This is a genomic window from Bacillus sp. VT 712, from assembly GCF_001614195.1.
Classification (GTDB): Bacteria; Bacillota; Bacilli; order Bacillales; family Bacillaceae_H; genus Priestia; species Priestia flexa.
Window position 1 is genome coordinate 99,039 of sequence record NZ_LWBK01000004.1, and the last position, 23,661, is coordinate 122,699.

Sequence of the window (23,661 nt, forward strand, 5' to 3'; positions counted from 1 at the left end):
TGCTTCCTAACGCGTAGAGTTTACGTCAAAGGAACAAGACTTTTATTTACATAGTTAGAAGGAGAGAGAGTTCTATGGAAAAAGTATTTATTTTCGGACATAAAAATCCAGACACAGATACAATCTGCTCGGCAATTGCTTATGCGGATTTAAAAACAAAGCTAGGTGTGAATGCAGAACCTGTACGTTTAGGGGACATTAATGGTGAAACACAATTTGCGTTAGAGAAGTTCAACGCAGAAGTACCACGCTTTGTAGCTGAAGTATCAAAAGAAGTAAATGAAGTTATTTTAGTTGACCACAACGAGCGTCAACAAAGTGCAATAGACATTGACCAAGTACGCGTACTTGAAGTAATTGATCACCACCGCATTGCAAACTTTGAAACAGCAGATCCACTATACTATCGTGCAGAGCCTGTAGGTTGTACAGCAACAATTTTAAACAAAATGTACAAAGAAAATGGTGTTGAAATCGAGCCAAATATTGCTGGGTTAATGTTATCAGCTATTATTTCTGATTCACTATTGTTTAAATCACCAACTTGTACAGACCAAGACGTTGCAGCAGCAAAAGAGCTTGCAGCTATCGCTGGTGTAGATGCAGCAGAATATGGACTAGCAATGTTAAAAGCAGGTGCAGACCTTGGAGACAAAACAGCAGCTGAATTAATTTCACTTGATGCAAAAGAATTTACAATGGGCGCTAGCAAAGTAGAAATTGCTCAAGTAAACGCAGTGGATGTAAATGATGTGATTGAACGTAAAACAGAAATTGAAGAAGTAATTGCAGCAACAATCCAAGCGAAAGAATTAGACTTATTCTTACTTGTTGTAACAGATATCTTAAACAGTGATTCAACTGCTATTGCACTTGGCGCAGAAGTTTCAAAAGTAGAGCAAGCATATGGAGTACCGCTAGTGAACAACATGGCGCTATTAAAAGGCGTTGTATCACGTAAAAAACAAGTTGTTCCAGTATTAACTTCAGTATTTGCATAATCCATAAAAACCTCGAGGTTCTTTGAAACCATCGAGGTTTTTTTATTATTTCAACATAAAAATCTGCTTATTTTGTTATAAGCCTTTACAAAGCACATGCTAATTTGTTAAATTAGTATCTATATTAAAAATTGTTAAATAATTTAAAAGATTTATATTTCTTTAGATCGTTACGAATACGGAGGGAATTATTGTGACAGAATTAAGAAGTAACATGATCAAAAAAGGTTTTGACAGAGCACCTCATAGAAGCTTACTACGTGCTGCTGGAGTAAAAGAAGAAGATTTTAATAAACCGTTTATCGCTGTTGTAAATTCATATATTGATATTGTACCTGGGCATGTACATTTGCAAGAGTTCGGGAAAATTGTAAAAGATGCTATTCGCGAAGCGGGCGGCGTTCCGTTTGAAATGAATACAATCGGCGTAGATGATGGGATTGCAATGGGACATATCGGTATGCGCTACTCACTTCCAAGTCGTGAAATCATTGCCGATTCAGTAGAAACAGTTGTTTCAGCACACTGGTTTGACGGAATGGTTTGTATTCCAAACTGTGATAAAATTACGCCAGGAATGCTAATGGCTTCCTTACGCTTAAATATCCCATCTATTTTTGTAAGCGGCGGACCGATGAAAGCCGGACAAACAAGCGATGGTCGACGCATTTCATTATCTTCAGTATTTGAAGGCGTAGGTGCTTACCAAGCAGGGAAAATTGATGGCAAAGGACTTCAAGAATTAGAACAGTTTGGTTGTCCGACATGTGGTTCATGTTCTGGGATGTTCACGGCTAACTCAATGAACTGTTTAGCTGAAGCATTAGGCTTAGCGCTACCTGGAAATGGTACAATCTTGGCTGTTGCACCTGAACGTAAAGAGTTTGTGAAAAAATCAGCGAAGCAGTTAATGGAATTAATTAAGCTAGATTTAAAACCACGTGATATCGTAACAGAAAAAGCAATTGACAATGCGTTTGCGCTTGATATGGCTCTAGGTGGTTCAACAAACACTGTTTTACATACGCTAGCGCTTGCGAACGAAGCAGAAATCGACTATCCGCTTGAACGCATTAATGAAGTAGCAGCACGCGTACCACATTTATCTAAGCTTGCACCAGCATCTGATGTCTTTATTGAAGATTTACACGAAGCAGGCGGCGTATCTGCTGCACTTAATGAGCTTGCGAAAAAGCCAGGTGCACTTCATTTAGATACAATGACCGTTACAGGTAAAACATTAGGTGAAAACATTGCGGGGTGTGAAGTACAAGACTACAATGTTATTCATCCAATCGATAAGCCGTTTACAGAAAAAGGTGGACTAGCTGTCTTATTTGGTAACTTGGCTCCAGATGGTGCTATCATTAAAACTGGTGGTGTTCAAGACGGTATAACACGTCATGAAGGCCCAGCTGTAGTATTCGATTCTCAAGACGAAGCCCTTCACGGCATTGCAAACGGCAAAGTCAAAGCCGGAGACGTAGTTATCATTCGTTATGAAGGACCTAAAGGAGGACCAGGAATGCCTGAAATGTTAGCTCCTACTTCTCAAATTATGGGAATGGGATTAGGGGCAAAAGTAGCCTTACTAACAGACGGAAGATTCTCTGGAGCATCACGTGGCTTATCAATTGGCCATGCTTCACCAGAAGCTGCTGAAGGTGGACCACTTGCATTTGTTGAAAATGGAGATCATATCGTAATTGATATTGAAGAGCGCCGCATGGACGTAGAAGTGGCACCTGAAGTTTGGGAAGCTCGTAAAGCTAATTGGAAAGGCTTTGAACCAAAAGTGAAAAAAGGGTATCTTGCTCGTTACTCTAAACTTGTTACATCGGCAAGCACAGGCGGAATCATGAAAATCTAAAACAAACAAAAGCCCTCTAGCTCATTTACTAGATAAAATGAATAAGCTAGAGGGCTTTTTCATGTAACATTCCTTGTCATTAATCATTTAACACTTGTAGTTCTTTTTGATAGCTTAAATAAGTTTGGACTTTGTGAATAGCAGAAGAGTAATCTTTAATTAGATAATGAATCGAGGTAATAACACTATCAGGATACGCGTCAAGGTTTTGGAGTAATAATAAACGTTGATATCTTATTAATTGTTTTTCAAAATAATGCAGTACTTGTTCAGGGGTTTTGACAACTAGTAATTTCATGTATTCGTGAACCTGCTTTTCAAGAAAAAAATAGCGGTCTACCAAAAACATAACCTTCATCTTATCAGCCTCCTTTAAATTATAAGTCAGTATGTCATACGCTGAAGATTTTACATGATAGACGATTTTCAATCACAACCTTTTATCTTCCAGCTGAGGAAAAAGGAACGATTGTTAAATAGCAAAAAGAAATCCTCGGTTGAAGGATTTCTCTTCGCAAACAACCTATTACTACGCACTCATATTCGAAATAGAGGACTGCTGATATTTCGCAATCTTACATTTTATATATGTAGGTGTTTCACCAAATAAATTTGCCACAAACAAAACCGCACCGTAACGAGTTTTTGCATTTGAGATTTCACGATTCACAAGATATTCGTACACGGCCGCTTCCAGATTGTCTATAAATAAAAGAACATGACGCTTTTCGAAGAGAAGTTGATACATTTCAATAATAAGCTCTGATCGCTTTGAGAATTTTTCTTCTAATTGCGTTAAGCGATATGTTGTCAGAGGCACTTCGCATTGGATAATGTATTTTAATTCTTCTAAAAACAATTTATTCATGACGGTCACATCCCTATCCTTTTAATAAATTCATTTTAGCACTAACAATCTATTTTTGGAAGCGTTTTCAATAATATTTTTTTATGAAATAAATCATCAATTTCTGACATTTTTTTGCGATTTCTTGTATTAATTGTAGTATAGTTTGAATGAAAATCGAACGCTAGCGAATTGTTAAAGAATCTAACAAACTATTTTTATATTTTTCAAAAAACGAACGATAGTTGGAATGAACTACTATTACTTTATGATAAAATAGCTATATAACTAAGTTAGGTGATTAAGATGACAAAAAAACAATTGAATGAACTAAAGATATTAAAGGATATTGCAGAAATCCTAAATGAAAGTACAGACGTAAAGCAAATGCTTCAAGATACCCTGGTTCAATTGCTTAAAGCAACTCAATTACATACGGGGTGGATTTTTTTAATTGACGAGTGTGGAGATTATGAACTCATGGCTGCTCATAATCTACCGGACGCGTTAACGAATCATCAAATTCAACCTATGCGTAACGGCAGCTGTTGGTGTGTTAGCCGCTATTGTAATGGTAAATTAACAAAAGCGACAAATACAATGGAATGCAAAAGGCTGGATGAAGCTACAGTTCACGATTGGGGAGAAACAAATAACATCACTCATCACGCAACCGTTCCTCTTTATTCAGGAAAAGAACAGTTTGGCATATTGAACGTTGCGGCACCAGGAAAACAGTATTTTGATCAACAAGAGCTTGATATATTAGGTGCTGTTGCGCTCCAAATTGGAACGGCTATTAAACGGTTAGACTTAACAAAAAAAGAACAAGAAATGCGACTAAGAGATGAAAGAAATCGCTTAGCACAAGACCTTCACGATTCTGTTAATCAGCTTTTATTCTCAATTCAGCTCACGGCTAAAGCAGGAACAAAAACTGGTCATGAGACGTCCAGGGATATGTTTGAAATAATTCAACAAACGGCTAGTCAAGCGCAAGCTGAGATGAAAGCGCTGATTTTACAGCTTCGTCCAGATGGATTATAGCAAGGGCTTGTTTGTGCATTAACAAGCTATGGTGAAATGATTGGTTTAAACGTAAACGCAATTCGAGAAGGAACGGCTTTTCTACCAGCTTCTGTGGAAGAAATGCTGTTTAGAGCTGGGCAGGAGGCCTTGAATAACTGCCGAAAGCATGCCGATGTACACGATGTAAATCTTTTTCTATCAATCCAAAAAGAAAAGGTTACTATGACAGTTAGCGACAAAGGAATGGGTTTTTGCTATGAAGAGTATGAGTCGGCAATGCTTCCTACAATTGGTTTAAGAGCAATGAAGCAACGAGTCGAAAAGCAATCCGGTACATTCCATGTAACTAGTAAACTAGGAGAAGGAACAACGATCCAAATTGTTGTTCCGTTTTAAGGAGAGAGAAAGATGAGCATACGTATTTTAATTGCAGATGACCACCATGTTGTTCGCAAAGGGTTAGCGTTATTTTTACAAACCCACCCCGATATAGAAATTGTGGGCGAAGCGTCAAACGGCCAGGAAGCCGTTCGAAAAGTGAAAGAACTACAGCCTGACCTTGTCGTGATGGATTTATCAATGCCAGAGCTTGATGGCATTCAGGCTACTAAACAAATTAAGCAAGAGCAGCCAAATGTGAAAGTACTGATTCTAACGAGCTTTTCAGATCAAGATCACGTAATACCGGCATTAGAAGCAGGGGCGGAAAGTTACCAGTTAAAAGAAAGTGACCCTGATGAGCTGATAGTGGGAATTCGAAATGTAATAAACGGTCAATACCAGTTAAGTCCCAAGATAACAGCTCATTTATTAAATAAATTAACCCAACCTGTTAAAAAAGAGCCTTTATTGTTAGATTTATTAACAAAGCGAGAGCGTGAAGTGTTAAAAGAAATTTCTTCAGGGAAAAGTAATAAAGAAATTGCAGCTGCTTTACATATAACAGAAAAGACGGTTAAAACGCATGTCTCAAACATTCTATCAAAGCTTCAGGTTCAAGATCGCACCCAAGCTGCTCTATATGCTGTAGAGCATCATGTTTAAAAATGTGCTCGGTAGTACCGAATGGATGTACATGATATAATAGAGAGATTAAACAAATCATGCTCAAGATTACTTGAGCATGATTTGTTTAATGAGGAAAAAATTTAGCGATAGGAAGATTTAAAAAGATGCGAATGTTAAATGAAGCGTATTTAAAAGATGCATATTCAAGTCGAACCTACTATAGAGGTCATACATATTATCAACAACAGCGAGTAACAGACTTAGAATACAATGAACAAACGAAAACATGGATAGGGTTTGTTGAAGGAACGGAATCATATACGGTTATGATTCAAATGAAAGAACAAGGTTACGCTTCTTCTTGTGAATGCCTAGCTTATCATGAGTTTGGTGAATGTAAGCATGAGGTAGCGGTTCTTTTAGCCATTTGTGAACAACAAGCAACAAAAACTGACGTTGCATCAACATCTCGCCGGAAAAGCTATGAACACCAGCGCGTCAATTCTTTTATTCAATCCTTCGCAGATTTTCATCAATCAGTTATTGAAAGTGATAGCAGGGATGAGAAAGAACAATTATCGGTTGAATATATTTGTAAGTCGTATTCAGAACGCTTTTCTAGAGACGGAGAGCTCTACTTAACAATTGAGGTAAAGGTAGGGGTTGAGCGTACCTATGTTGTGAAGAATTTACGGTCTTTTTTAGATGATGTAGCTGAGGATGAACCGCATGAATTCACCAAGCGGTTTTCATATGATCCGGTTGTACATTATTTTGCGAAAGAAGATGAAGTCGTTCTTAACCTTTTACAGCAAATTGTCGAAAGCGAACGCTTTTATAAACAAACCTATGCTTCTCCGAGGCGAACCGTTACTAACAAAGATCTTGTTATCCCGACGTCTGTAGCAAAATCACTCTTACACGCACTTCAAGGAAGAGACTGGACTTTTGTTCATGAAGATGAGACGTATAGAGATGTGTTACTGAAAAAAGAAGGCCTTCCATTTTCTTTTTTTATTGATGAAAATCAAGCCAAAGAGTTTCAAATTAATTTTCGGGACCTAGATGAAGCTTCTTTTTTTAATCGTTATCATTGGATTTTTGCGAGTGGTCATTTTTATGAGCTCACGAAGAAGCAGCGGAAGCTTGTAGAAGGATTACTGGAAAACATGCCGGTTCAGCCGGTTCTATCAGTTGATGATGAACAGATGGGAACGTTTTTATCACAAGTAGTACCTGGCCTACGCAAAGTAGGAGAAGTGAAAATTTCACAAGCAGTAGAAAATCAAGTTATGTCTCCGCCATTACAGGCAAAGCTGTGGGTAGAGAAAGAAAGCGAACAGCTTCTTGTGACGCTTGAATATCACTACGGTGATTTTATGATTAATCCCTTTCACAATACCGATGAAAAACCTAAGTTTATTCTGGTACGAGATATGGAAAAAGAAGCAATTATTATGGATATTATTGAACATGCACCCATTAATATTTATAAAAACCAGCTTTACCTTCAGCAAGATGAAGAAGCGTTGTTTGAATTCTTATTTCGTATTCTTCCTCAACTTGAAGAACTTGTAGACATCCGTATAAGTGAAGAAGCAAAGCAAGAAACCCTCTATGATGCTTCAAATTTGATCACAAGCATTGATTTAGAACAGCAAAACAATCTATTAGAAATCAACTTTGACTTGGCTGGAATTGATGAAAAAACGGTGCAAGAAGTTCTTAGGTCTGTCCTTGAAAAGAAAAAATATTATCGTTTAAACAATGGAGCATTTCTTTCTCTTGAGCAAGATGGATTTCAGAGGATTCAGGACTTGTTTACAGAGCTAAATGTGAAAAAAGAAGAGTTAGAAGAGAATCGCCTTCACGTTCCGCTATATAAAGGAATGCAAGTTGAAGAAATTCTTGGTCAATCACAGGAGGCTAAAGGTCGATTAAGCGAAGCGTTTCAAACGCTTGTTAAACGTATCGGAGCACCTGATCAAAGTAATTGGCGTATACCTTCGGGGCTGCATGCAGAGCTTCGAGACTATCAGTATACGGGATTTCGGTGGTTTAAATCTTTATCAACCTATTCATTAGGCGGTATACTGGCTGATGATATGGGGCTTGGAAAGACGCTTCAAACCATTGCTTATTTACTTTCAGAAAAAGAACAAGACGCTGTATTGCATCCATCTTTAATTGTTGTACCAGCTTCTTTAGTTTACAACTGGAAGAATGAATTTGAGAAATTCGCGCCTTCTTTAAAGGTGCACACGATTGCTGGAACTCCAAAAGAGAGAAGCGATTTGCTTCAAGAGAACGCAGATGTTTTTATTACGTCTTACCCAACGCTTAGACAGGATATGTCGTTATATAAAGAAAGAGAGTTTCATGCTCTAATTTTAGATGAAGCTCAAACGATTAAAAACTATGCTACGAAAGCGGCAGCAGCGGTACGGGCAATATCTGCTCCAAAGCGATTTGCATTAAGCGGTACACCGATAGAGAACTCACTTGAAGAGCTATGGTCTATTTTTCAAACGATATTACCTGGATTGTTACCAAGTCAGCAAGGGTTTAAAAAGATGACCTCAGAGCGGATTAGCAAATTAGTGCGCCCGTTTATTCTCCGTCGCGTGAAAAAGGACGTTCTAAAAGAACTTCCTGATAAAATTGAAACAACGCAGCGCTCAGAGCTGTCAAAAGAACAAAAAGAGCTGTACGTTGGATATTTAGAGCAATTAAAAAGCTCGTTAACTACAGAAGATTTTCAGCGAAACCGTATGAAGATTTTAGCTGGCTTAACGCGTTTACGTCAAATTTGCTGTCATCCAGCTCTCTTTATTGAAAACTACGAAGCTGAGTCCAGCAAGTTGGAACAGCTACTTGAAACCGTTCATCAAGCATTAGCTAACGGAAAGCGGATGCTAATTTTTTCACAGTTCACGAGCATGCTTCATATCATTAGAGAAAAGCTTGCAGAACAGAACATTTCCTTTTTCTATTTGGATGGCCAAACAGATGGAAAAGACCGAGTAGAGATGGCCAACCGTTTTAATAAAGGCGAGCATGATATTTTTCTAATCTCGTTAAAAGCTGGTGGGACAGGGCTGAATTTAACGGGTGCAGATACCGTAATTCTATATGATTTATGGTGGAACCCAGCGGTTGAAGAACAGGCTGCCGGACGAGCCCATCGCCTTGGTCAAAAGAATGTTGTACAAGTAATTCGCTTAATTGCGCAAGGAACGATTGAAGAAAAAATCTATGAGATGCAGCAGAAGAAAAGAGAGTTGATTAGCCAGGTAATTCAACCGGGTGAAACGATGCTAACAAGTCTATCGGAAGAGGAACTGCGAGAACTTTTAGAGATGTAGCTCACATGAAAGGAAGATAAAATGAAACGCTTTGCTTTTGTATCAGATTTTGATGGTACCATTTCACAAAAGGATTTTTATTGGATTGTGATTGAAAAACATTTTCCTGAAGGTAGAAAGCTATATAAAGAATGGAAGTCAGGTAAGCTGAAGGACATTGACTTTTTGTCAACTGTCTTCAGCTCAATTAACCAAACAGAGGACATCATTTTACAAGACATTGATGGAATTGAAATTGATCCTGGAGTTCCTGCTTTTATTCAAGAAGTACAAAAAAGAGGAGGAGATTTTTATGTTTTAAGCGCAGGTTCAGATTACTATATTCGACCTCTTCTGAAGAAGCATGGTGTAGAGAATGTGGAAGTACTTTCAAATACCGGTGTGTTCCATGAAAAAAATGTTCACTTGCAAATTGATCCTAAGCACTGGAGCTATTCTGAGCGTTACGGAATTGATAAATCGTTAGTTATTCAGGATTTCAAGAAAAAATATGAGCAGGTCTATTTTGCCGGTGATAGTGAACCAGACTCACACCCAGCGGCTTGCGCAGACATCACGTTTGCAAAAGCTGCTCTTCAAGATTTGTTAGATGAAAAGAACGTTCCGCACGTAAAAGTAGCGTCCTTTCAAGAAATTACATCTTATTTTAATCAACAACATTTGTGGAACTAAGCATATATACGAAAGGAAAGTTAACAGCATGATTACATTTGAAACAGTCGTAGCAGATACACATTATACGGTTTTTACCAATGTAAACACCTGCGTGCGAAATTCCGCTGCGGTATGTATCTTCAAAAAAGACAACGTCTCCGACTTGTAGGTCTTCTTTTTTAACGTATGTACCAAAGTTCCACTGTTGATCCGTAGAACGTGGGAGCGCTACGTTATATGCTTCTTTGAATACATATTGAATAAAGCCCGAACAATCAAAACCAACTTCTGGACGTTCTTCTCCAAATTGATACGAAACGCCTAGCTGCTCTCGACTCTCCGAGACAATTTTATAGTCTGGAAATGAAAAGGTAGAGGCACTGAGTCTTTTCGCTTTGATAAAATGTTCATTCCAAAATGAACTATCTTTGAAACTTTCTTTAACCACTTCACCTTTTGAAGTAGAAGGGAAAATCATCTCTCCATCTCCAATATAGATTGCAGCGCTTGTAATGGTAGATGAGCTTGTAGAGAAGAATAACAGATCTCCGGTTGTTAAATCACTTTTATTCACTTCTGTTCCTAACTCACCTTGCCCTTCTAACGTGCGCGGCATATCTACATTTAAAGCCGTTTCTACTACATAGTAAATGAACCCTGAGCTATCGAATCCTTCTGATTTTGTTTCACCACCGCTTACATAGTCGATTCCTGATAATTCAGCAGCCGTCTTCACCACTTTAGTAGTATCCATTTCCGCTGCTTTGAACTCAGTAGGGGTGGTCCAAAGTAAGCTGATACCTACAATAGATGCAGCAATTAGTTGATGCTTTTTCATTTTCTTCCTCCTATCCATTTGTAAAAAAGACTACCTTTTGAATTATGACTTAGAAAACCTTGGATTTCGAGATTCTTTTTTCCTGCAGTGAAATACCTATCTAGAAACCTTTCAATTAATAGAATTGACCTAATATGTTAAATGTTCTGACAACTACCTTGTGTATCAGACATTTAAATGATAAAATCAATTTAACCGAAAAACGGAATTTAAGTTCCGTTTTTCGGTACAACAAGATAGATAAGGGGATGAAGAAATGAAACGAATTGACGTGAACTGTGATTTAGGTGAAAGTTATGGCGTTTATAAGATTGGAAATGATAGAGAGATTTTAAAGTTTGTTTCTTCGGCTAATATCGCGTGTGGCTTTCATGCTGGAGATCCAACCGTCATGCGAGAAACCGTAAAACTCGCCTTGCATCATGATGTAGCTATTGGCGCTCATCCTGGTTTGCAGGATTTACGCGGGTTTGGACGTCGGAATATTCAAATTAGTCCTAGTGAAGCGTATGATTTAGTCGTATATCAAATTGGTGCACTCTACGGATTTGTAAAGGCGGAAGGAGGTACTATGCAGCATGTAAAGCCACACGGTGCTCTCTATAATATGGCGGCGAAAGATGCTGCATTATCAAAAGCAATTGCTGAAGCCGTATATGCAGTAAATCCAGAACTTATTTTATTCGGCTTATCTGGAAGTGAACTCATAAAAGCAGGAAAAGAAATAGGGCTTCAAACAGCAAATGAAGTATTTGCTGATCGTACATATCAAGAAGATGGTTCTTTAACTCTTCGAACAATGAAAGGTGCTTTAATCGAAGAAGATGAAGTAGCAATTAATCAAGTTATTGGAATGATTGAGCGAAAAGAAGTACAGTCTCAACAAGGAACAACAGTGCCGATTCAAGCAGATACAGTTTGCATTCATGGAGACGGAACACATGCCTTGCAGTTTGCTCATGCACTTAACACAGCCTTTAAGCAAGCAGATATTACACGCGTCGCCGTATCATGCCGCTAATCGAGAGGAGAATTAATTATGGAGCCGATAAAACAATCAAAAAAACAGCAACTGTCGCCAGTACCTAAGCTTAACTGGACGCTCATGATGGGGGCGGCCTTCTTAATGGCCACGTCTGCTATTGGTCCTGGGTTTCTAACTCAAACTACTGTTTTTACTCAAACGTTAGCAGCTAGTTTTGGATTTGTTATTTTAGTATCAATTATTTTAGATATCTTTGCACAAACCAACGTTTGGCGAATTATCGCTGTATCCGAAAAAAGAGGACAAGATATTGCGAACATGGTGTTGCCAGGCCTCGGTTATGTCATCGCTGGGCTAATTGTTATGGGTGGCCTTGCTTTTAACGTAGGAAACATTGCAGGAGCTGGATTAGGATTAAATGCCTTGTTTGGTATCGCACCTGAATACGGTGCAATTGTAAGTGCAATCATTGCAGTGGCAATCTTTTTAATTAAAGAAGCTGGAAAGGCCATGGATCGTTTCACACAGTACGCAGGCTTTGTCATGATTGGTTTAATGTTTTTTGTAGCGTTTAAAACGGCACCTCCTGTTGGAGAAGCTGTAGTAAAAACAGTAATGCCGGATACGATTGATATTGTTGCTATTGTCACGTTAGTGGGTGGAACGGTAGGTGGCTATATTACGTTTGCTGGAGGTCACCGACTATTAGATGCAGGAATAAAAGGTGTTGATGCACTACCACAAGTGACAAAGAGTTCTGTTGTAGGAATTTTAATCACGTCTGTTATGCGTATTGCGCTCTTTTTAGCAGTTCTTGGCGTTGTATCACAAGGGCTTCAAATAGATGCAAGCAATCCACCCGCTTCAGTCTTTCAGCTAGCGGCAGGAAATATTGGCTATAAAATTTTCGGAGTTGTTATGTGGTCAGCTGCAATTACGTCTGTTATTGGAGCTGCTTACACATCCGTATCGTTCATTCGTACATTTAGCAAACGCTTAGAGCAGCATCATAAATGGGTAATTATCAGCTTCATTATTGTGTCAACACTATGTTTTGTAGTCATTGGAAAGCCAGTTAAAGTATTGCTGTTAGTTGGTGCAATAAATGGATTGATTTTACCAATTGCTCTTGGAACGCTCTTAGTTGCTGCTTACCGAAAAGATATTGTAGGAGATTATAAACATCCTCTTTGGTTAACGATCTCGGGTAGCCTTGTGGTTATCGTGATGGCGTTAATGGGGGGATATACATTAATTGATCAACTGCCTTTATTATTTAAATAACTGAGCTGGAGGTGGATTATTTTATTCACCTCCGTATCGTTGAAAGGAGACCAAATATGAGTTACGCAACTGAAACACCTGAAAAAATTCGTAAGCTTATTCGTGAAATGAAAATTACTGGACCAACAGCAGGGATGGCGAATGGATACGCCCAAGCAAATCTAGCAATCTTAAAACAAGAACATGCGTATGACTTTTTACTATTTTGTCAGCGTAACCCAAAGTCGTGTCCATTATTAGACGTAACAGAGGTTGGATCACCGTATTTAACCGTTGCAAAAGGAGCAGATATTCGTACAGATTTACCTAAGTACCGCGTATATCGAGAAGGTGTATTAACGGAAGAAATAGCGGATATTACATCGCTTTGGGAAGAAGATATGGTAGGTTTCTTGATTGGTTGCAGCTTTACGTTTGAAGACGCTTTGTTAAATAATGGTATACCTATCCGACACATTGAGGAGAAATGTAATGTCCCGATGTACAAAACCAATATTGAATGTAAATCAGCTGGCTTATTTAAAGGCGTAACGGTTGTAAGTATGCGTCCTATGCCTTCTCGAGACGTACCTCGCGCGGTGCAGGTTACCTCGCGCTTTCCTTCCGTTCATGGAAGTCCTCTTCATATTGGTAGTCCAAAAGAAATCGGTATCCAACAAATTGATCATCCTGATTTTGGTGATGCAGTGACCATTCACGAAGGTGAAGTGCCTGTTTTTTGGGCCTGTGGAGTTACTCCACAAGCTGTTGCGATGGAGGTTAAACCGTCTATTATGATTACGCATGCTCCAGGGCACATGCTCATTACCGATATACGTGATGATGAACTTGGAATTTTATAAACGAGGTGAAAGACATGATTAAAGCAGTAGATAACAAGAAAACAATTGCAGAGCTGACCCCACTTGGAGATTCGGCTGTGGTTGTAACATTTGGTTCAGAAATGAGCATTAGTACTCATAAACAAATCATGGCGCTTATGAATATGCTTGAAGATACACCGTTTGAAGGGTTTGTCGAGAGTGTCCCTGCATTTACAAACCTAACGATTTTTTACGACCCGCTTATTGTCTATCAAACATATCAAGGCAAAGATTCATCTTTAATATCTCCTTTTAAAATTGTTTCAGCTCTAGTAGAGAAAAAGCTTGCTAGTTTAACGCACCATAAAAATCAACCATCTCATACTGTAGAAATTCCGGTTTGCTACGGTGGCGAATATGGACCCGATTTACAAGATGTAGCGAAGATCAATGGCTTGACGCCTGATGAAGTTATATCCATCCACTCAAGTGGTGAATACCTCGTATATATGGTTGGATTTGCGCCTGGATTTCCATTCTTAGGCGGTATGTCAGAGAAAATCAAGGCACCGAGAAGGTCGTCTCCTCGCGCCAGCATTCCAAAAGGGTCTGTTGGGATTGCTGGAATGCAAACAGGCGTTTATCCAATCTCTACGCCTGGAGGATGGCAGCTGATTGGTCAAACGCCAAAGCCTTTATTTTTACCAGAGCAAAATCCCCCTAGCTTACTTGAAGCAGGTAATATCGTCAAATTCATCCCTATTACAGAGCATGAATTTTTAAAATTTACAAAGGAGAGATAAGCATGAGCATAAAGGTCTTAAAGCCAGGTTTACTAACGACTATACAAGACTTAGGACGAACTGGCTTCCAAAAACACGGTGTCTTAGTGAGCGGAGCTATGGATACGTATTCTTTGCGCGTAGCAAATCTATTAGTTGCGAACGATGAAAAAGAGGCTTGCTTAGAAATGACTTTAATGGGTCCAACAATTGAATTTGAAAAAGATTGTGTAATCGCTATCACTGGAGGTGATTTAGCACCGAGCATTAACAATGAACCCGTTCATATGTGGAAACCAATCTACGTGTCAAAAGGAAGTACCCTTCAATTTGGACCATGTAAAAAAGGGTGTCGAGCTTATTTGGCAGTAAAGGGTGGTTTTTTACTATCTCCTGTTATGAATAGTAAAAGTACCTATTTACGCGGCGAGTTAGGTGGTTTCAAAGGGCGCGCTTTACAAGCAAACGATGTAATTAAATTCACGGGTTCTCAACAGCAGCATGTAGAAGTGGCAAGTCATGTACATATGCCAAACTGGTATGTGAATTTTCACGAGCGCTTATCGTTTGAAAAAAAGCCGATTATCCGTGTAATAAAAGGCAGTCAATTTGAATTGTTTACTAAAGAAAGTCAACAAGCCTTTAGTGAACAAGCCTTTAAAGTTAGTACTCAATCAGATCGCATGGGTTATCGAATTGCTGGTCCTGAAATGGTACTTACTGAAAAAGTAGAGTTGCTATCAGAAGCCGTAACGAATGGATCTATTCAAGTACCGCCAGACGGAAATCCAATCATTCTATTAGCAGATCGACAAACCACGGGTGGCTATCCAAAAATGGCTCAGGTCATCACGGCTGACTTACCAGTTCTAGCTCAGGTGAAGCCTGGAGAAAGCATTTATTTTCAATATATTACCCTAGAAGAAGCTGAACAAATTTATTTAGAAAACGAAAAAACTATGAAGCAGTTAGCGTGTTCAATTGCACTTTATCAAAAAGAAGCTTAAAAAACGAAAGGGGAGAAAAGGATGATTAATACTGCAGAATTAAAAGAGGTTATAGCTTTAATGAATGAAGGTGGCATTCAAAAGCTACATGTGGAACACGATGGAACAGTGATTGTTCTTGATAAAACACTAACGGAAGAAGCAACAAAAGTGTTAACGCCTAGTAAAAACAATGAGGTAGAACTCACACCTCCATTAAAAAATGAGGAGCCATCAAAAGCGGTCTGCGAAGTACGTTCTCCTATGGTCGGAACCTTCTACTCCTCTCCTGAACAAGGAGCTTCACCTTTTGTATCGGAAGGTGATAGAGTTCGTGCTAATGATATCGTCTGTATTGTAGAAGCAATGAAGCTTTTTAATGAGGTAGAAGCGGGAATTGAAGGAGAAATTATAGAGGTTCTTGTGGAAGACGGCGATATTGTTGAATACGACCAGCCTCTATTTTTAATCAAACAATAAGCGCTAATAAGGAGTGAGACGATGTTTAAAAAAGTGTTGATTGCTAACAGAGGAGAAATTGCTGTTCGTGTGATTCGTGCATGTAAGGAACTTGGCATCAAAACCGTAGCTGTGTATTCTACTGGAGACCGCGATGCACTTCATGTACAGATGGCTGATGAAGCATACTGCATCGGTGGGAAAAGTCCTAAAGATAGCTACTTAAATAGTAAAAGCATCATCAGCGCAGCGGACGTGTCACATGCAGATGCGATTCATCCTGGGTATGGTTTTTTATCTGAAAGTGCACAGTTTGCAGATGCTTGTCTAGAGTATGGGATAACGTTTATTGGTCCTTCATCTCAGGCTATCTTAGATATGGGAGCTAAAGCAAAAGCTCGTGATACCATGAAGCGAGCAAACGTACCAATTGTACCAGGAAGCGACGGTTTAATTAAAAGTAGTACAGAAGCTACTGCGATTGCAAAAGAAATTGGCTACCCTGTCATTGTAAAGGCATCCGCTGGTGGAGGCGGTAAAGGAATGCGCACGGCTTTTAATGAAGAAGAGCTTCACAAAGCAGTTCGTCAAGCTCAGCAAGAAGCGGAAAAAGCGTTTGGAGACAAAGGCGTGTACTTGGAAAAGTTTATTGAAGACCCGCGTCATGTTGAAATTCAAATTTTAGCGGACAAGCATGGACACGTTGTTCACTTAGGAGAACGAGACTGCTCCATCCAAAGGCGTCATCAAAAGCTTATCGAAGAGTCACCGTCACCAGCGCTTAGCGAAAAGCTCCGGGATGAGATGGGAGATGCTGCTGTGAAAGCTGCAAAAGCAGTGAACTACTATGGTGTAGGTACGGTTGAATTTTTACTGGATAAATACGGTGCGTTTTATTTTATGGAAATGAATACGCGTATTCAAGTTGAGCACCCAGTAACAGAGTTAGTAACAGGGGTAGATTTGATTAAAGAGCAAGTTTTAGCAGCAGCAGGTTATCCGCTATCCTTCACGCAAGAAGACACTACTTTTTCTGGATGCGCAATTGAGTGTCGCATAAATGCGGAAGATCCTTGGCGTGATTTTATGCCTTCACCGGGAACAGTAACAGAGTACATTCCACCTGGAGGGTTTGGGGTACGCATAGATAGCGCAGTATATGCAGGCTATACAATTCCACCTTTTTATGATTCGATGATTGCTAAAGTGATTGTTTACGGAAAAAATCGTACGGAAGCTATTCAGCGCATGAAGCGTGCACTCAGCGAATTTTATATTAAAGGAGTGCACACAACCATACCGTTTCACTTATCCCTTCTAGAACATGAGAAATTTTTAGAAGGAGATTTTACAACGAAGTTTTTAGAAATATATGAGATTCAGCCAGAGCAGGTAGCAACAACTTTATAAGTAATAACAGAAGGCGCCTTTATACAGGGTGCTTTCTTTATTTTTATGTCTAATTAAAGGCGAAAAAACATCCTAAAATAAGGTACTTTCCGCTAGTTTGTTGTATAATAAAACAAAGATTGTGAAAATATGTTCAAATTAAAGGAGAGCGTGAGTATGCAGGATAAAAATAAAACGGTTGTGAAATCGATGAGCATTCTAACGCTGTTCATTGATCACCCTCGCCTTACATTCAATGAGTTAATGAATAAGACAAATATCCCTAAAACATCGCTGCACCGAATGCTTGGATCCTTAGAAGAAATGGGTTTTTTAACGAAAGATCCATATGGCCACTATGAGCTTGGGCTTCTTTTTTTGCAGTTTGGTCAGCTTGTAGCCGATCGACTAGATGTTAGAGGGCTTGCGCTGCCGATTATGCAAGCGCTTCGCGATGAAGTAGAAGAAGCCGTTAATCTGATCGTTCGCGATGGAGATGAAGCGATGTATATTGAAAAGATTGAAGCCGTGCACCCCGTACGTCTTTATACATCGATTGGACGAAAATCGCCGCTTTATGCTGGTGCTTGTTCTCGCATTATTTTATCTTTTTTATCATCTGAAGAGCAGCAGCGCTATTTAGAGGTAACCGATTTAAAACCAATAGGCATAGGCACAATTACCGACAAAGAAAAGTTAAATGAAGAGCTTCATAAAGCACGTGTAAACGGCTATACAATTAGCCATTCTGAGCTTGAAGATTATACAACAGCTGTTTCAGCTCCAATCTTTAACCATAAAGGAGAAATTGTAGCGGGAATTAGCGTTGCAGGAATTGATGCACATTTTCATGAAGAAAGAATGCCATTTTTAATTAAAAAAGTAACAACGGCAGCAGCGGAGATTTCAGTGAAATTAGGATATATTCCTCAACACACATCTCCATTTGCGCAGTAATTTACATAAACGGAGGAGTTTACAATGAGACGATTAGAAGGAAAACGAGTCGCCCTTGCTGGTCAGCGAAAAGTAGAGGACATTAAAAAAATCGTAGAAAACTTAGGTGGGACGGCTCTTATTCGACCGGCACAAGGAACAATTTTTTTAGATGACACTCATCTTGAAGAAGACGTAAAAGATCTTGTTCAAGGTACGTACGACTGGTTTATTTTCACTACGGGTATTGGTACAGAAATCTTATACAATACCGCTGATAAAATGGGGCTAGCTTCTGAATTCCTAGCGGCATTAAAGAGCGCTAAAATCGGGGCTCGTGGCTATAAAACCATTAATATGCTAAAAAAGCTAGGCGTTACACCAACGGTTCGCGATGATGATGGCAGTACAGCTGGTCTGGTGCGAGAGTTAAAGAGTCACTCATTTGATAGATGTAAAGTTGCGCTTCAGCTTCATGGAGATCCTGCGCCTGCATTAATGACCTTTTTAAATGATCAAAACGCCAAGGCCAAAGATATTCTTCCTTATAAGCACATTCCTCCTCAAACTGACGTGATGGAGCAACTGTTAGATGAAATACTAACTAGGAAGGTAGACGCAGTCAACTTTACAAGCGCTCCTCAGCCTCGTAACCTTTTTTCCTTTGCGCGCGAAAAAGGAAAAGAACAAGAGGTTTTAGAAGCATTTGAGACAGACGTTGTGGCGTTATCAGTTGGAAAAGTAACGGCTGCTGCGTTAAATGATCAAGGCGTGAAGCGCGTGGTAGTTCCGCTTCAGGAACGAATGGGGAGCGCGATTGTAGCTCTAGAGCAATACTATCAGCAAACTATAGAGAAGTAATCAGGAAAATAGTACGCGTTTGCGTGCTATTTTTTTCTTCTATTTCACTAAGTCTTCCAATTATGAAATGAAATTGTAATATTTCATGTAAATACATCGTGGTATAATTTTCGTAGTAAAAGACTATTTTTAGCTATTTTTCGACAATAATAGTTCGATATATACATAGAGGATTAGACAGATGAAGTAATGGAGGAATTTAAAGTGAATAAAAAAGCTATTTTTGCCAATGCAGCGGTTGTTTTAGGACTATCAAGCGTGTTTTCAACTGAAGCATTTGCCTCAACGATAAATGAAATGGAAAACCAAAAAACGACGATTCAACAAGAGCGTGAAGAACTACAAGGGAAAATTTCAAGCGCAAATGAAGAAAAGAAGCGTTTAGAAAAAGAACAAAGCAGCTTATCAGCTCAGTTGGAGCGTTTAAAATTAGCAGCTAAGGAAAACGAAAAGAAAGTAACGGATACAGAAGACAGCATTAAGCAGACAACTGAAAAAATAGACATCCTTCAAAAAGACATCGATACGCTAAATGAAAAGCTAGAAGAGCGCAATCAAGTTTTGGCTCAGCGTGCAAAAGCACTTCAAGAAGCTGGAGGCAGCGTTGATTATGTTCAAGTGCTTCTTGGTTCACAAAGCTTTTCGGATTTCGTTGACCGCTCGGTAGCTGTGTCAACAATCATTAGCGCAGACCGTGATATTCTAAAAGAAACTAAAGAGATGCAAGATGAAGTAGCACAGAAACAGTCTTCTGTAAAAGGTAAACTAAAAGATCTTGAAGCGATGAAAGAAGAGCTAAAGGGTATTAATGAATATTTAGCGGAGCAAAAAGCGGAGCAAGAAACCCTTGCTGCTCAGTTAAATGAAAAAAAATCAGAAAATGCACAGCAAGTAGCATCTTTAACGGAACAAGAAACAGATTTATCAACGCAAGAACAAACGTTAACAGACAGCATTGCAGCTAAAAAACAAAGAGAGCAAGAACAAAAAGAAGCAGCTGAAAAAGCTGAGCAGCAGGTAGCTACAGCTTCAGGTCAATCTATTGCTGAAAAAGCAGCTCCTGCTCAAGACAATGAAAGTACGAAAGCTACATTAAAAGCTACTGTTGAAGCACCAGCGGCTAAATCAGCTCCTGCTGCATCTCATTCTAATGTCGCAACGGTTGGGAATAAATGGATTGGTAATTCTGCATACGTATTTGGTGGAGGTCGTACCCAAGCGGATATCAACCGCGGATTCTTTGATTGCTCATCGTTTGTACACTGGGCATATTCACAAGTCGGCGTTGAGCTAGGACCTCGCGGCTATGTAAGCACTGAAACATTAAAGCATGCTGGTACACAAATTTCCGCTTCACAAATGCAGCCAGGTGACCTTGTCTTTTTTAACACATATAAAACAGATGGACATGTTGGCATTTATGTAGGAAATGGAAAATTCATTGGTGCTCAAAGTAAAGGCGTCGGCATTGCTGATATGACGCAAGGCTATTGGAAGAAAAAATTTAACGGACGCGTTGTTCGTATTTAACGTATAATTTTCTAAAAAATCATTCATACTAGATGGATGATTTTTTTAGGAGGTACGGCATGGATTTGGTACAAGATTGCATTAAGAAAGACTTAAGAATTCTATTTGTCGGTTTTAATCCAAGTATTCGATCAAGTGAAACAGGCTATCACTTTGCACATCCTCGCAATCGATTTTGGAGTATTTTATACAAGTCCGGATTAACACCACGACTTTATAAGCCTGAAGAGGATGTAGATTTACTAGATCTTGGTTATGGTCTTACGAATATTGTAGATCGTCCTACAAAAGCGGCAGCGGAAATTACGAAAGAAGAATATGAAGAAGGACGAAAGCAGCTCGCTCATAAAATTCGTACTTATCAACCAAAAGTCGTTTGCTTCGTCGGAAAAGGTGTCTACGAACAATACAGCAAACGCAGAAATGTTCCTTGGGGAATTCAAGAGGTTTCGGTTATTGAAGGGACAATTGACTTCGTGGCTCCTTCCTCAAGCGGCTTAGTGCGAATGAAAATAGACGATATTGTGGCCATTTACCGAGAGCTAGCAGATCTTTTTTACTAAAAGAAAAAAATAGACAAATAAGTTTGGAAAGGAGGAACCTATGAAACTTCGAGTATCAGCGGTTCAATATCATCTTCATACAATTCAATCCTTTGAGGAATTTGCTCATCAAGTTGAGCACTATGTCAAAACAGCAGAAGAATTTGGAGCAGAGTTTGTCATGTTCCCAGAATTCTTTACAACACAGTTAATGTCGATTGGTAACCACCAAGGACAAGCATTAACAATTCAGGATTTACCGGACTTTACCGAGCAGTATCGTTCTTTATTTATGAGCTTAGCCATTAAAATGAACATTCATATTATTGCAGGTACACACGTAATAAAAAGAGAAGGGCGTTTGTATAACGTAGCGCACCTTTTTTATCCAGATGGACGTATAGGTGAGCAAGCGAAGCTTCATATGACGCCAACGGAGCTACATGAGTGGGACATGACGCCTGGAGAAAACCTGCAGGTGTTTGAGACAACCAAAGGGAAAATTGCGATGCTTACGTGCTATGACATTGAATTCCCTGAGATTGTACGCATGGCAAAAGCAAAAGGTGCAGACGTAATATTCTGCCCGTCATGTACAGATGATCGTCACGGGTTTCACCGCGTACGCTATACGAGCCATGCAAGAGCAATTGAAAATCAAGTTTATGTAGTAAACTCGGGGACAGTAGGTTCACTCCCTACCGTCGATTTTATGCGCGCTAACTTTGGTCAAGCTGCAATCATTACCCCAAACGATGTTCCGTTTCCACCTAAAGGATTAATGGCTGAAGGTGAAATCAACCAAGATATGATTGTCACAGCTGACCTAGACTTGGAATTACTCTATAAAGTTCGAGAAAGCGGATCGGTAACAACGTGGCGTGATCGTCGTACAGATTTATATACCGATTGGGAAAAAGAAGAGGTCTTGATTCGATAAGGAGTGATGAATGTGTACCGAAGAGAGTTTTTTGTGTTTGACGAAAAAAAGCCTGTTCCCGCCATCATTCGAAATTATCACCAAGCTGATTTTCAAGATTTAATTGCTATTCAGCAAGAATGTTTTCCACCTCCGTTTCCGTCTGATTTATGGTGGAATATCGAGCAGCTTACCAATCACGTTACGCTATTCCCAGAGGGAGCATTGTGTATAGAAGTAAACGGTAAAGTAGTAGGAAGCATGACGGGATTATTAGTTCAGTTTGACCCTAAATCACCAAATCATACGTGGGCGGACGTTACGGATAGCGGTTATATTCGTAATCATGACCCAAACGGGAATTCATTATATGTTGTAGATATTAGTGTAGCCCCTGCTTACCGTAAGTTAGGGTTAGGGAAATGGATGATGACTGCCATGTACGATGTCGTCATTCATCTGAAACTAGACCGGCTAATAGGTGGAGGGAGGATGCCTGCTTACCACCTATATCAGGATAAGCTAACGCCAGAGCAATATATCCAAGAAATTTCAAAAGGTACCATTCAAGATCCTGTTATTACATTTTTGCTGCGCTGTGGTCGAACACCGCTTAAAGTGATAGAGAACTATTTAGAAGATGAAGAGTCTTGTAACTACGGAACGCTAATGGAATGGAAAAACCCATTTTTAGTACAAAAAAGCATCTCAGCTAAATGAGATGCTTTTTATCGTTTCACAACAGATTTTGGTTTGCCCATGGCTTTCTTTAAAACTTCGGTTAAATACATATTACCCTCTGGATTGGTTTTTTGTAACAAGAAAGCAGTTGCTTCAATATCATCCATCGCACGGTGAGCATGTTCTCTAGAAATTCCATGTGCATCTAAGAGCGTTGTTAGCTTTTTATTGACAAATCCGTATTCTTTCCATTTTACTGATCTCATCGAGCAGTGCCATTTCAGGTCTTGTAAAAAGGAATAGCGCTTTAGTAAAAAGCTACGGTCAAAAGAAGCATTGTGCGCAATAATACCATCAGCTTGCTTAAACAACTCGATCACTTTTTCATCATTAAATCTTTGACCTTCCACCATTTCATTTGTAATCCCAGTTAGCCGAGTAATATGAGGATAAATTGGGTATGTCGGCATTTCAAATCCATTATAGCGGTCTAGCTCCGTGAGGGTTTGGAGCTGTTCGTCGTATTCATAAAGTAAAATTCCAAGTTCAATCATTTCACAACTAGCGGGACTTAAGCCGGTTGTTTCAATATCCACAAACGCGAGTATTTTAGACTGTCCAGACAAGACGTTCTCTCCCTTATCATTATGATTCTCTTATTCTACCATTGATTATCTAAATGGAAAAACCATTCCTTCGTGAGAATTGACGCGTTTCTTATAAATAAGGTAGAATGATGTTAGAAGTTTATATGGAATTCCCAAAGGGGAGTAGCTGCTACAGCAAGGTCGTCATTCCGAGAGAATCTCTCCGGCTTTGTTGGCAATATGTAATATTGTTAGCGAGACCTTTGCCAAATGTTTTTTGGTAAAGGTCATTTTAACCATCTTTA

General features: G+C 39.3%; 24 protein-coding genes. 20 read left to right on the top strand and 4 right to left on the bottom strand.

The window, feature by feature from the left end; genetic code table 11:
- Positions 1-74: 74 nt before the first annotated feature.
- Positions 75-1,001 (top strand): manganese-dependent inorganic pyrophosphatase, encoded by a 927-nt coding sequence (locus A2U94_RS03090; RefSeq protein WP_025911090.1) that lies wholly within the window; start codon positions 75-77, stop codon positions 999-1,001.
- 193 nt (positions 1,002-1,194) lie between these two features.
- Positions 1,195-2,871 (top strand): dihydroxy-acid dehydratase, encoded by a 1,677-nt coding sequence (gene ilvD / locus A2U94_RS03095; RefSeq protein WP_025911088.1) that lies wholly within the window; start codon positions 1,195-1,197, stop codon positions 2,869-2,871.
- A gap of 79 nt (positions 2,872-2,950) precedes the next feature.
- Here ilvD and A2U94_RS03100 read toward each other — a convergent pair whose 3' ends face one another.
- Together A2U94_RS03100 and A2U94_RS03105 are read right to left on the bottom strand one after the other, a co-directional pair.
- Positions 2,951-3,229, bottom strand: a complete 279-nt coding sequence (locus A2U94_RS03100) for a hypothetical protein (protein ID WP_062686307.1) — start codon at positions 3,227-3,229, stop codon at positions 2,951-2,953.
- Positions 3,230-3,400: 171 nt separating this feature from the next.
- Entirely contained in the window at positions 3,401-3,739 is a 339-nt protein-coding gene (locus A2U94_RS03105) for a hypothetical protein (protein WP_025911084.1), read from the bottom strand.
- Positions 3,740-4,024: 285 nt separating this feature from the next.
- Between A2U94_RS03105 and A2U94_RS03110 the strand changes: the two genes are divergently transcribed.
- The 5 genes from A2U94_RS03110 to A2U94_RS03125 all read left to right on the top strand — a co-directional run bounded on the left by A2U94_RS03110 (position 4,025) and on the right by A2U94_RS03125 (position 9,792).
- The gene (locus A2U94_RS03110; RefSeq protein WP_231882730.1) at positions 4,025-4,765 is read left to right on the top strand and encodes a histidine kinase; all 741 of its coding nucleotides are present in this window, start codon (positions 4,025-4,027) and stop codon (positions 4,763-4,765) included.
- Positions 4,766-4,801: 36 nt separating this feature from the next.
- Positions 4,802-5,143 (top strand): sensor histidine kinase, encoded by a 342-nt coding sequence (locus tag A2U94_RS21765; protein ID WP_231882731.1) that lies wholly within the window; start codon positions 4,802-4,804, stop codon positions 5,141-5,143.
- A gap of 12 nt (positions 5,144-5,155) precedes the next feature.
- Positions 5,156-5,791, top strand: a complete 636-nt coding sequence (locus tag A2U94_RS03115; protein WP_025911083.1) for a response regulator — start codon at positions 5,156-5,158, stop codon at positions 5,789-5,791.
- A gap of 128 nt (positions 5,792-5,919) precedes the next feature.
- Positions 5,920-9,120: a DEAD/DEAH box helicase gene (locus A2U94_RS03120; protein ID WP_025911081.1), complete on the top strand. Its 3,201-nt coding sequence runs from the start codon at positions 5,920-5,922 to the stop codon at positions 9,118-9,120.
- A 21-nt stretch (positions 9,121-9,141) separates the two neighbouring features.
- A complete protein-coding gene (locus A2U94_RS03125) occupies positions 9,142-9,792 on the top strand; it encodes an MtnX-like HAD-IB family phosphatase (RefSeq protein ID WP_025911079.1) in 651 nt (216 codons plus the stop codon).
- Here the strand turns inward: A2U94_RS03125 and A2U94_RS03130 are convergent.
- Positions 9,767-10,612 carry a C40 family peptidase gene (locus A2U94_RS03130; RefSeq protein ID WP_051567191.1) on the bottom strand — a complete coding sequence of 282 codons (846 nt, stop codon included), beginning with the start codon at positions 10,610-10,612 and terminating at the stop codon, positions 9,767-9,769. The two genes, A2U94_RS03125 and A2U94_RS03130, sit on opposite strands and share 26 nt — an antisense overlap.
- Positions 10,613-10,868: 256 nt before the next feature.
- Between A2U94_RS03130 and A2U94_RS03135 the strand changes: the two genes are divergently transcribed.
- The 13 genes from A2U94_RS03135 to A2U94_RS03195 all read left to right on the top strand — a co-directional run bounded on the left by A2U94_RS03135 (position 10,869) and on the right by A2U94_RS03195 (position 22,808).
- Positions 10,869-11,633 carry a LamB/YcsF family protein gene (locus A2U94_RS03135; RefSeq protein ID WP_025911075.1) on the top strand — a complete coding sequence of 255 codons (765 nt, stop codon included), beginning with the start codon at positions 10,869-10,871 and terminating at the stop codon, positions 11,631-11,633.
- 18 nt (positions 11,634-11,651) lie between these two features.
- Positions 11,652-12,881: an NRAMP family divalent metal transporter gene (locus A2U94_RS03140; protein WP_035321188.1), complete on the top strand. Its 1,230-nt coding sequence runs from the start codon at positions 11,652-11,654 to the stop codon at positions 12,879-12,881.
- Positions 12,882-12,937: 56 nt separating this feature from the next.
- Positions 12,938-13,723, top strand: coding sequence for a putative hydro-lyase (locus A2U94_RS03145; protein WP_025911072.1), 786 nt, complete (start codon positions 12,938-12,940; stop codon positions 13,721-13,723).
- Positions 13,724-13,737: 14 nt separating this feature from the next.
- Positions 13,738-14,487, top strand: a complete 750-nt coding sequence (gene pxpB, locus A2U94_RS03150; protein ID WP_025911071.1) for a 5-oxoprolinase subunit PxpB — start codon at positions 13,738-13,740, stop codon at positions 14,485-14,487.
- Positions 14,488-14,489: 2 nt separating this feature from the next.
- Positions 14,490-15,473, top strand: a complete 984-nt coding sequence (locus tag A2U94_RS03155; protein WP_025911070.1) for a 5-oxoprolinase subunit C family protein — start codon at positions 14,490-14,492, stop codon at positions 15,471-15,473.
- A gap of 21 nt (positions 15,474-15,494) precedes the next feature.
- Positions 15,495-15,932: an acetyl-CoA carboxylase biotin carboxyl carrier protein gene (gene accB, locus A2U94_RS03160; RefSeq protein WP_025911069.1), complete on the top strand. Its 438-nt coding sequence runs from the start codon at positions 15,495-15,497 to the stop codon at positions 15,930-15,932.
- Between the two features lie 21 nt (positions 15,933-15,953).
- The gene (gene accC, locus A2U94_RS03165; RefSeq protein ID WP_025911068.1) at positions 15,954-17,321 is read left to right on the top strand and encodes an acetyl-CoA carboxylase biotin carboxylase subunit; all 1,368 of its coding nucleotides are present in this window, start codon (positions 15,954-15,956) and stop codon (positions 17,319-17,321) included.
- A gap of 156 nt (positions 17,322-17,477) precedes the next feature.
- Positions 17,478-18,257 carry an IclR family transcriptional regulator gene (locus A2U94_RS03170; protein ID WP_025911067.1) on the top strand — a complete coding sequence of 260 codons (780 nt, stop codon included), beginning with the start codon at positions 17,478-17,480 and terminating at the stop codon, positions 18,255-18,257.
- A gap of 24 nt (positions 18,258-18,281) precedes the next feature.
- On the top strand, positions 18,282-19,097 hold the full coding sequence (locus A2U94_RS03175; RefSeq protein WP_025911065.1) for a uroporphyrinogen-III synthase: 816 nt from the start codon (positions 18,282-18,284) through the stop codon (positions 19,095-19,097).
- A 204-nt stretch (positions 19,098-19,301) separates the two neighbouring features.
- Entirely contained in the window at positions 19,302-20,627 is a 1,326-nt protein-coding gene (locus A2U94_RS03180; RefSeq protein ID WP_025911064.1) for a C40 family peptidase, read from the top strand.
- Positions 20,628-20,686: 59 nt separating this feature from the next.
- A complete protein-coding gene (gene mug, locus A2U94_RS03185) occupies positions 20,687-21,190 on the top strand; it encodes a G/U mismatch-specific DNA glycosylase (protein WP_025911062.1) in 504 nt (167 codons plus the stop codon).
- Positions 21,191-21,230: 40 nt separating this feature from the next.
- Positions 21,231-22,109 (top strand): carbon-nitrogen hydrolase family protein, encoded by an 879-nt coding sequence (locus A2U94_RS03190; RefSeq protein WP_025911061.1) that lies wholly within the window; start codon positions 21,231-21,233, stop codon positions 22,107-22,109.
- A gap of 12 nt (positions 22,110-22,121) precedes the next feature.
- Positions 22,122-22,808 (top strand): GNAT family N-acetyltransferase, encoded by a 687-nt coding sequence (locus A2U94_RS03195; RefSeq protein WP_025911060.1) that lies wholly within the window; start codon positions 22,122-22,124, stop codon positions 22,806-22,808.
- An 8-nt stretch (positions 22,809-22,816) separates the two neighbouring features.
- Here the strand turns inward: A2U94_RS03195 and A2U94_RS03200 are convergent, their stop codons facing one another.
- Positions 22,817-23,395: an exonuclease domain-containing protein gene (locus A2U94_RS03200; RefSeq protein ID WP_025911058.1), complete on the bottom strand. Its 579-nt coding sequence runs from the start codon at positions 23,393-23,395 to the stop codon at positions 22,817-22,819.
- Positions 23,396-23,661 lie beyond the last annotated feature (266 nt).